1 protein-coding gene is annotated in these 2,251 nt (G+C 72.1%); it reads right to left on the reverse strand.

The window, feature by feature from the left end; genetic code table 11:
• Positions 1–49: 49 nt before the first annotated feature.
• The gene (locus I59_RS13765; RefSeq protein WP_022904367.1) at positions 50–2,179 is read right to left on the reverse strand and encodes a fructose-specific PTS transporter subunit EIIC; all 2,130 of its coding nucleotides are present in this window, start codon (positions 2,177–2,179) and stop codon (positions 50–52) included.
• Between the last annotated feature and the right edge of the window lie 72 nt (positions 2,180–2,251).

The raw sequence follows: 2,251 nt of genomic DNA on the forward strand, positions 1-2,251 counted from the left end.
TCCCGTCCGTCAGGTGGGGACGCGACGCGGGGTCGTCACGTCCGGACGACTACGCCGCGACCGGCGCGCGCTGCCCGACCGTCTCGGCCGCGACCGTTGCCTCGCTGGCGGCCGCCGCCTCGTCCACCGGACGACGCCGCACCCACTTCTTCAGCCCGACGAGCACGAGTGCCGAGACGATCGTGCCGGCGAGCAGCGCGACGACGAACATCCCGATGTTCCCGATGGCGAAGAAGACGAAGATCCCACCGTGCGGGGCTCGCGAGGTCACACCGGCGGCCATCGAGATCGCGCCCGTCACCGCGGCGCCGACCATCGACGCCGGGATGACCCGCAGCGGGTCAGCGGCCGCGAACGGGATCGCACCCTCCGAGATGAACGACGCACCGAGGAGCCACGCGGCCTTGCCGTTCTCGCGCTCCGGCTTCGTGAAGCCCTTGCGGTAGAGCACGGTCGAGGCGAGGGCGAGGGCCAGCGGCGGGACCATGCCCGCGGCCATCACGGCGGCCATGATCTCGAACGGGACGACGTTGGTGGCCGAACCCGCACCGAGGCCTGCGACGGCGAACGCGTACGCCACCTTGTTCACCGGGCCACCGAGGTCGAACGCCATCATCAGGCCGAGGATGATGCCGAGGAGGATCGCCGAGGCACCGGACAGCGAGTTCAGCCACGCGGTGAGCTGCGTCATGACCCAGGCGATCGGACCACCGAGCACGAGGAGCATGAGGCCGGACGCGATGATCGACGCGAACAGCGGGATGATCACGACGGGCATGAGGCCGCGCAGCCAGCGCCAGGTCGGGATGCGCCCGATCCAGTAGGCCGCACCGCCGGCGATGAGGCCACCGACGAGACCACCGAGGAAGCCGGCGTTCATGAAGACGGCGATCGACCCGGCGACGAAGCCCGGCGCGATGCCCGGACGGTCGGCGATCGCGTACGCGATGTACCCGGCGAGTGCTGCGACGAGGAAGCCGAGCGAGACGCCACCGATCTGGAACGCGGCCGCTCCGAGGTAGTACCCGAGGCCCTCCGGCGGGAGGTTGAGCAGCGTGTAGTTCGTGAGCGTGTAGACGGCGTTGTTCTGGCCCGAGTCGCCGTGCGGCAGCGCGATCGCGTAGCCCGACAGCAGGAATCCGAGCGCGATGAGGAGACCGCCGCCCGCGACGAACGGGATCATGTAGCTGACGCCGGTGAGGAGCCAGCGCTTGAGGGCCTGCCCGAAGTGCTCGTCCGACTTCGTGGACTCGGAGGTGGTCACGCCGCCCTGGACGCGTGCGGCGTTCGGGTCGTCCGCGGCGCGGAGTGCCTCGGCGATCATCTTGTCGGGCTCGTCGACGCCGCGCTTGACCGGTCCGGAGACGAGCGGCTTGCCCGCGAAGCGCCCGCGATCGCGGACGTCGACGTCCACCGCGAACACGACGGCGTCGGCCCGAGCGATGAGCGCCGGGTCGAGCGGTTCGACCTGCGAGGAGCCCTGGGTCTCGACGTGCATCTCGGCGCCGGCCCGCTGGGCTGCGGCGACGAGGGCGTCCGCGGCCATGTAGGTGTGCGCGATCCCGGTCGGGCAGGCGGTGACACCCACGATGACCTTGCGGGCACCCGCCGCGGCGGACTTCGTGGTCGCGTCACCGGACGCGGCCTGCGTCGACGGGGCTGCGGCCGGCCTGGAGGCAGTGCTCGCGGAGCCGACGCCGGCTGCGGCGACCTCGCCGCCCACTTCGCGCTGCACGAGGTCGACGACGTCCTCGGGCGTTGTCGCGGCACGGAGCGCCGCGGTGAAGTCCTCGCGGATGAGCGCCCGGGCGAGCGTCGACAGCACCGTCAGGTGGTCCTTGTCGGCGCCCTCGGGCACGGCGATCATGAAGACGACGTCGGCGTCGCCGTCCGGGGCGCCGAACGGCACCTTCCGGGCGAGCCGGGAGAACGCGAGGGTCGGGCTCGACACCGAGGCCGACCGGGCGTGCGGGATCGCGATGCCGCCGGGGACGCCGGTGCCGACACTGGCCTCGCGCTTGATGGCGTCCTCGGCGAGGGCGGCTCCGTCGGCCGCGCGGCCGGTGGCGGCGACGCGGTCGGCGAGGACGCGGATGACGTCGCTCGACGTGGCGCCGAGGTCCTCGTCGAGGCCGACGAGCTCAGCGCTGATGAGGCGCTGCGTCGTGTCTGCGGACATGGGTTGCTCCTTTGCAGTGGCGCCGGGGGCGCGGGCCGTGCTGGTTCTCTGGTGAGTGGGGGTGGTGTTCGG

It is taken from the genome of Curtobacterium sp. B8 (assembly GCF_000333315.1).
GTDB lineage: Bacteria > Actinomycetota > Actinomycetes > Actinomycetales > Microbacteriaceae > Curtobacterium > Curtobacterium luteum.